This window comes from Corallococcus interemptor, from assembly GCF_003668875.1.
GTDB classification, from domain to species: domain Bacteria; phylum Myxococcota; class Myxococcia; order Myxococcales; family Myxococcaceae; genus Corallococcus; species Corallococcus interemptor.
The window spans coordinates 1-7,138 of the sequence record NZ_RAWM01000218.1; the positions used below are offsets into that span (position 1 = coordinate 1).

Genomic DNA, 7,138 nt, shown 5'->3' on the forward strand with positions numbered 1-7,138 from the left:
CCCTCCCAGGCCCCGCTGGAAGCACCGGCCCCTGTCGTCCCGGCGGGGCTGCCCGGAACCTTGCGCGCGCTGGGGCTCTTCGCGGTGGCGCTGGTGCCGTGCGTCCTGGCGGTGCGCGAATTGGGACGCATCCACCCGGACGAGGTGTTCCAGGCGCTGGAGCCCGCGTACTGGCGCGTGCACGGCTACGGCGTGCTGGCCTGGGAGTGGCGCGAGGGCCTGCGCAACTGGGCCGCCCCCGGCGTGCTGGCCGCCTTCCTCAAGGTGGCGCACGGCTTCGGCGTCACCGACCCGCGCGTCTACCGGAGCGTGGTGGCGCTGCCCCAGTTCGCCCTGCACGCCTGGAGCCTGTGGGCCGTGTACCGCTTCTCCGAGCGCCGGGCGGGCCCGTGGGGTGGGGCGCTCGCGGTGCTGCTCGTGGGGCTGAGCGCGCCGGTGCTCCTCTTCGCCGGACGCACCCTGTCCGAGTCCTTCTCCGCGTCCTTCCTCCTCGTGGCCATGGAGGCCCTGGACCGGCCGGACACCGGCGTGGCCTCCCGGGTGCGAAGGGCCGGGCTCCTGGGCGGCCTGGCCCTGGGGCTCGCCGTGGTGACGCGCTACCCGTCCGCCCTCTTCGTGGTGGCCGCGCTCGGGTGGCTGGCCGTGGCCCGCAGGTGGCGGCTGCTCGCCTTCACCTGCGTGGGCGGACTGGTGGTCGCCGGGGGCCTGGGGCTGCTGGATTGGGCCACCTGGGGCCAGCCCTTCCACTCGTTCCTGGCCTACGTGGACTACAACGTCCTCTCCGGGAAGGCGGCCGCCGCGTTTGGCGCCTCACCGCCGGACTTCTACTGGGAGCCGCTGCTCCAGGCCGTGCCGCTGTGGGCCTGGGCGGCCGTGCCCCTGTCGCTGAAGCCCCTGGTCCGCTTCCGCCCGCTGTCCCTGCCGCTCACCTGCGCGGCCGTCTACACCGCCGTCCTCCTGACGACGCCGCACAAGGAGGAGCGCTTCCTCTACCCGGGGCTGGTGGTGGCGCTGCTCGCGGCCGCGGCCCAGCTGGCCGCCTCCATCACCACGCTCCCCCGGCAGGGCCCGAGGAACGGGGCGGCGGTGCTCGCCCTGGCCCTGGGCTTCCTGCACGGGCGGGGCTTTCCCTCCAGCGACCTTCGCGCGGACCAGTTCCGCGCCATCGTCCGGGCCACGCGGGGGGACGCGACGGGGCTGCTCATCGTCAACGAGGGGCTGTGGGGCTCCGGGGGCTTCTTCTACATCGGCAAGAACATCCCCTGGCGCACCTGCGACTGGCCCCACGACGCGGCCTTCCAGGCCTCCATCCGGGACCGCGCCTTCAACCGCGCCGTCACCTTCGAGGGCCGGGCCCTGCCGGAGCTCCAGGCCGCCGGCTTCCGCGTCGTCCGCGAGGTGGGGCGCGAGACCATCCTCGCCCGCGACTGAAGGGGGCGTCAGGGAGGACGGGCAGGGGAGGGCAAGCCCGCAAAGCCGAAGCGCCGGCATCCCCGGAGGGATGTCGGCGCTTCAGGTGAAACAGAACGGCCGGGACACACGCGGAAGTACGCTACCGTTGCTTCCTTCCGGACCTGGCGGGGTTCGCGCCCCCACGTTGTCCCGACCACAAAATCGCTACTTCGAAGCTAACAACGGAGAGGGTGGGATTCGAACCCACGATACCCTTTCAGATATGCACGCGTTCCAGGCGTGTGCCTTCAACCGCTCGGCCACCTCTCCAGAGACTTTGGAGCGGAGAGCGTAGGATTCGAACCTACGGTACCGTTGCCGGTACGCCTGATTTCGAGTCAGGTGCCTTCGACCACTCGGCCAGCTCTCCAGATATTCAGTTTTCACGTCGCTTCGCGCGCAAGCGCTCGAAGAACGTCTTGAGAAGCTGGCGACTGTCGTCCGCCAGGATACCGCTTGTCACCTGAAGCCGGTGGTTGTGCCGGGGCTCTTCCACCAGGTTGTACAGCGAGCCGACCGCGCCCGCTTTCGGGTCCATTGTACCAAAGACGAGTCGGGTGACACGAGACTGAACCAGCGCACCGGCGCACATCGCACACGGTTCCAGCGTCACGTAGAGGGTCACCCCGGAGAGTCGCCACGCATCGCGAGCTTTCGCTGCGGCCGCCAGCGCGAGCATCTCAGCATGAGCAAAGGGGTTTCGGTCGCATTCACGGCGGTTGTAGCCCGTGCCCACGACGTTTCCGTCCAGCACCGCCACAGCACCCACCGGAACTTCACCGAGTGAAGCCGCTTCCCGCGCGAGCTCTAAAGCCTGCTGCATGAAAGCGATGTCGTCACTCATGTTACGTGCGCGCCAAAAGAAGAAGTGGCGCTCCCTGGAGGATTCGAACCTCCGGCCTTCGGATTCGTAGTCCGACGCTCTATCCAGCTGAGCTAAGGGAGCATTTCTTCCGGCTGCTGCTTTACATCAAGTGGCGGAGAGAGAGGGATTCGAACCCTCGATACCCTTTCGAGTATGCAGGTTTAGCAAACCTGTGCCTTCAGCCTCTCGGCCATCTCTCCAACTCTTCTCTGTCAAAGAACCACGAAACTCAAGCTCAAAATCGGAGGCGGTAGGATTCGAACCTACGGAAGGCTTTCACCTTCTGCGGTTTTCAAGACCGCTGCCTTCAACCGCTCGGCCACGCCTCCACAGCAGGTGCCGCTCGGTTCCCGGCGGGCCAACCGCGCCCGTGGGGCCGCCCTTCTACATCATTTCTTCCGCGTGGCAAGCGAGATGTTGGCCCCTTTTTTACGTCGGGGGCCCCATCCGCCTGACTACAGGGGGCGAAGTTCCTTCAGCCCGCCCATGTACGGCACCAACGCCTCCGGGATGGCGACGCTTCCGTCCTCCCGCTGGTAGTTCTCCAGGATGGCGATGCTCGTGCGCCCCACGGCCAGCCCGCTGCCGTTGAGGGTGTGCACCATCTGGGGCTTGTCCCCCTTCTGGGCGCGGAAGCGGATCTTCGCGCGGCGGGCCTGGAAGTCGCCGCAGTCCGAGCAGGACGAAATCTCGCGGTACGCCCCCTGGCCGGGCAGCCAGACCTCGATGTCGTAGGTCTTCCGGGCGCCAAAGCCCATGTCCCCGGTGCACAGCAGCATCACGCGGTGGTGCAGCCCCAGGCGGCGGAGGATGTCGCACGCGTCGTCCGTCATGGCCTCCAGCTCCTCCAGGCTCTTCTCCGGCTGGGAGAACTTCACCAGCTCCACCTTGTGGAACTGGTGCTGGCGGATGAGGCCGCGCGTGTCGCGCCCCGCGGCGCCGGCCTCCGCGCGGAAGCACGGGCTGAAGGCGCAGTAGCGGATGGGGAGCTGCTCACCCTCCAGGATTTCGTCCGCGTGGTAGTTCGTCACGGGGACTTCCGCGGTGGGGATGAGGAAGCGCTCGGGGTCGCCGGACGTCTTGAAGGCGTCGTCCTCGAACTTGGGCAGCTGGCCGGTGCCCATCATCGTCTCGCGCAGCACGAGGTAGGGCGGCAGCAGCTCCGTGTAGCCCTTGGACGTGTGCACGTCGATCATGAACGTGACGAGCGCGCGCTCCAGCCGGGCCAGGGCGCCCTTGTAGAAGGTGAAGCGGCTGCCGGACACCTTCGCGGCGCGCTCGAAGTCGAGCATGCCCAGGGACTCGCCCAGCTCGAAGTGCTGCTTGGGCGTGAAGAGCAGGTGGGGCTTCTCACCCCAGGTCTTCACCTGGACGTTCTCATCCGCGCTGGTGCCCACGGGGACGGACTCGTGGGGCACGTTGGGGATGACCAGGAGGATTTGATTGAGCTCCTCCTCCACCTGCTTGAGGCGGGACTCCTTCTCCTTGATCTCCTGGGAGACGCCGCGCAGGTCGCCGCGCAGCTTCTCCAGCGCGGCCGGGTCCTCCTTGGCCTTGCGCTTCATCTCGTCGTTGGCGGCGTTGCGGCGCGCGGCCAGCGCCTCCATGGAGACATAGAGGTCGCGGCGCTCGGTGAAGAGCGCCTGGAAGGGGCCCAGGTCCAGGCTGCCGCCCCGCGTCTTCAGTCGGGCGACGACCGCATCGAAGTTCTGCGCAACGTTCCGGAGGTCCAGCATAGGGGCCCGCCTTGTAGTCATCCCGGGCGTGGGCCGGCAAGGCTCACCACGCACCGGGTGCTCAAGGCCGGACGCCCGGAGGGGTTGGGTCAGTGTTCGAGGTCGTAGATTTCGTCCTCGATGTCCTTCTTGTCCGCCGCGTCCGGCTTCTTCTCCAGGTACTCCTTGAAGGCCGTGATGGCGTCCTTGCGCTTGTTGCGCTCCTTGTAGGCGAAGCCCAGGTAGTAGAAGGACTGCGCGTTGTCCGGCTCGGCGGTGGTGGCCTTCTTGTACCAGTCGATGGCCTTGGCGTACTGGGCCTGCTCGGTGAAGGCGCGCGCGACCTTGTAGTAGACGTACGTGAGCTTCGGATCCGCCTTGAGCGCCGCCTGGTAGCGGCGGACGGCGTCGTCCCAGCGGGCGGCGCTGAAGAGCACGTCACCCATGGCGCCCAGCACCCGCGTGCGCTGCGGATCCGCCTTGAGCGCGGCCTCGAAGGAGGCGATGGCCTCGTCGAACTCGGAGCGCTCCAGGTGGGCGTGGCCCAGGGCCTCGTGGGCGTCCGCGTACGTGGGCTGCAGCTCCACGGCGGCCTTCCACTGCTCGATGGCGTCCGGCAGCCGCTTCGCGTCGCGCAGGATGACGCCGTACGCGTAGTGGTAGTCCGGGCGCTTGGGCGCGCGGTCCACGGCGGTCTTCATGCTGTCGAGCGCCTGGGTGTACTCGGAGCGCTTCGCGCGCACGAGGCCCAGGTAGTAGAGCGCCTCGTGGTTGGACGGCTCGTTGCGCAGCGCGAGGCCCAGGTTGCTCTCCGCGCCGGCCAGGTCTCCCTTCTCCAGGAGCACCGCGCCCAGGGTGATGGGCGTGGTGGTGGAGCGGGGGTCCTCCGCCTTGGCCTTCTCCAGCTCCGCGGCGGCCTCGTCCAGCCGGTGCAGCCGCCAGAGGACCAGGCCGCGCTGCAGCCGGCCGTCCTTCAACAGGTGCGGGTCCAGCTCCAGGGCGCGGTTGGCCTCCGACTCCGCGCGGGAGGCGTCGCCGTTGAGCAGCGCCACGCGGGACAGGCCCAGGTGGGCGTCCGCCAGGTTGGGGTCCAGCTGCACGGCGCGGTCGAACTCCTGCTGCGCCAGCAGGCTGTTGTTCTCCGACAGCGCCAGCTCACCCAGGCCCGCGTGCACGCCCGCGTGCTCCGGCGCCTGCTGCGCGGCGGCCTCCAAGAGGCCGCGCGCGTCCGCGTTGCGGTGCTGGCGCAGGTACAGGCGGCCCAGGTACAGGCCCGCGTCCACCAGCTTCGGGTCGGCGGCGGTGGCGCGCTTGAAGTGGCCTTCGGCCTCCGAGGGCTTGTCGAGCGCGTCCTCGATGCGGCCGTAGAGGTACGCGATGCGCGCCTCGTTGGGGAAGCTCTTGCTGGCGGCCTCCACGGCGGTGAGCGCGTCCTGCATCTTGCCCGTCATCACCAGCGCGGTGATGTGGCCGTCCACGAACTCCAGGTTGCCGCTGTCCTCCTTCGCCAGCGCCTCGTAGAGCGGCAGCGCGCCGTCGTACGCGCGCTGCGAGCGCAGCACCTGGGCGAGCTGCGCCTTGATGAAGGCGGAGTCCGGGTTGTCCTTGAGGGCCTCCTTCAGCTCGGCTTCCGCCTCCTTGGGCTTGAACTGCTGGAAGAGGGCCACGCCCTTGAGGCCGCGGGCGCGCGCGCGCTCCGCGGGCCCCAGCGCGTCCTGGAGCTTCAGCGCGCTCTCCACGGCCTGGGCGCCCTGCTCGATGTTCGACTTGCGCACCAGCAGCTCCACCGCGGCCAGCTCCACCGCGGAGGCGGCGTGCTGCGGATCCGCGGCGAGCGCGTCCGCGTAGGCCTTGGCGGCCTCGTCCGCCTTGCCCTGCGCCTGGTACAGGTTGCCCAGCGCGTGGTGGGCCTTGGCGGACTTCGCGTCCTTCTCCAGGATCTTGGTCAGCGTGGCGACGGCGTTGGGGATGTCCCTCTGCTGCGCGTAGGACTCCACCAGGAGGAAGGCCAGCTCCAGGTCGCCCTGGTTGTCCTCGCGGATGGAGGCGTCCTGCAGGCGGGCCTGCACGTCCGCGGCCTTGCGGTTGGTGATGGCGATGGCGGCGGTGGTCTTGATGACCTCCACGTTCTTCTCACCCAACAGCTCGATGGCCTCCATGTGCCGGGTGTTGCACGCGGTGAGGTCGGAGCGTTCGCCGTCCGCGTAGCGGCGCTGCAGGTAGGCCACGGACTGGCACCAGAGGGCGCGGACCTCCGGGTACTCGCCGTTGGCCAGCACCTGGGCGCTCTTGGCGCGCGCCTCCTTGTAGCTGGCGTAGGTGTCCGCGAGCAGGCCCTTGCGGGCCTCGTCGACGAGCTTTGCCTCGGCGGAGCCGGCGGACACGCGGGCCGGGAAGAACTTGTGGCGGCCGAAGGCGCCGTAGCGGCTGGCCTCGAAGCTGGCGCCGGTGCCCAGCACCAGCACCGACACGCCCGCGGCGATGAGGACCGGCAGGCGCTTCTTCCACTTGGCGTCCGCGGCGCTGCGGTCCACGACGGACACCGCGGCCATGCGGCCTTCGTAGAGCTGGCGCAGCCGCTCCATGCTGGCCTGGGGGTTGGCGGGATCCGTGGCGCCCGCCGCGTCCGGCGCCGGCGCGCCCGGGGTGGCCGCGAGCGGCACCGCCTTGGCCGGGCCCTCCATCAGCCGCTGGATGGCGGCGGCGAAGACGGGCACGGTGCCAATGGCGGACCACGCCTCCGAGTCCGGCGACACGTCCTCGTTGCCGAGGAGCTGGCCGTCCTCGAGCATCTTGACGATGACGCCCTCCTCGAAGGGGCCGAACATCTTCCCGGAGCGGCGGCGCACGTGGAAGCGCTTCACCGGCGCGCGGCCACCGGTGTCCTTGCCGGCGCTGTCGTCGATGAAGCTGAGCATCTCCAGGCCGTCCGCGGGGCCCGAGGCGGGCGGGGGCGGCAGCGGCGCGGAGAGGTCCGCTTCCAGGTCATCCACGGGCGCGGCGGTGGGGTCGAACTCCAGCGCGTCCGGCAGGCCCGTGGCCGCGGAGGCCGGGACGGGGGCGGGGTCGCCGAAGTCCACGTCGCCGAAGTCCACGGCCGGGTTGA

4 protein-coding genes, 5 tRNA genes and 1 other RNA gene are annotated in these 7,138 nt (G+C 69.6%); 1 reads left to right on the plus strand and 9 read right to left on the minus strand.

Annotated features, from left to right (window positions below):
• Positions 1 to 1,431, plus strand: a 1,431-nt coding sequence (locus D7X96_RS38065) for a glycosyltransferase family 39 protein (RefSeq protein ID WP_370450226.1), incomplete at its 5' end; no start/stop codon positions are given.
• Between the two features lie 89 nt (positions 1,432 to 1,520).
• On the opposite strand, the gene ffs is transcribed toward D7X96_RS38065, so the two are convergent.
• The 9 genes from ffs to D7X96_RS38110 form a co-directional block, all read right to left on the minus strand.
• An RNA gene (gene ffs / locus D7X96_RS38070) (signal recognition particle sRNA small type) lies at positions 1,521 to 1,613 on the minus strand.
• A gap of 22 nt (positions 1,614 to 1,635) precedes the next feature.
• Positions 1,636 to 1,722, minus strand: a tRNA-Ser gene (locus D7X96_RS38075).
• Between the two features lie 13 nt (positions 1,723 to 1,735).
• A tRNA-Ser gene (locus tag D7X96_RS38080) sits at positions 1,736 to 1,822 on the minus strand.
• Positions 1,823 to 1,828: 6 nt separating this feature from the next.
• Positions 1,829 to 2,296, minus strand: a complete 468-nt coding sequence (tadA, locus tag D7X96_RS38085) for a tRNA adenosine(34) deaminase TadA (RefSeq protein WP_120552978.1) — start codon at positions 2,294 to 2,296, stop codon at positions 1,829 to 1,831.
• A gap of 25 nt (positions 2,297 to 2,321) precedes the next feature.
• Positions 2,322 to 2,398: transfer RNA gene (locus tag D7X96_RS38090), tRNA-Arg, on the minus strand.
• A 29-nt stretch (positions 2,399 to 2,427) separates the two neighbouring features.
• Positions 2,428 to 2,517, minus strand: a tRNA-Ser gene (locus D7X96_RS38095).
• Between the two features lie 42 nt (positions 2,518 to 2,559).
• Positions 2,560 to 2,646: transfer RNA gene (locus D7X96_RS38100), tRNA-Ser, on the minus strand.
• Between the two features lie 126 nt (positions 2,647 to 2,772).
• Positions 2,773 to 4,053 (minus strand): serine--tRNA ligase, encoded by a 1,281-nt coding sequence (serS, locus tag D7X96_RS38105; protein ID WP_121771927.1) that lies wholly within the window; start codon positions 4,051 to 4,053, stop codon positions 2,773 to 2,775.
• 89 nt (positions 4,054 to 4,142) lie between these two features.
• On the minus strand, positions 4,143 to 7,138 hold a 2,996-nt coding region (locus D7X96_RS38110), incomplete at its 5' end, for a tetratricopeptide repeat protein (protein WP_121771929.1).

Excerpts from the sequence above, each read along its gene's own strand:
- tadA (WP_120552978.1), bottom strand. The coding sequence starts at position 2,296 with ATGAGTGACGACATCGCTTTCATGCAGCAGGCTTTAGAGCTCGCGCGG.
- serS (WP_121771927.1), bottom strand. The coding sequence starts at position 4,053 with ATGCTGGACCTCCGGAACGTTGCGCAGAACTTCGATGCGGTCGTCGCC.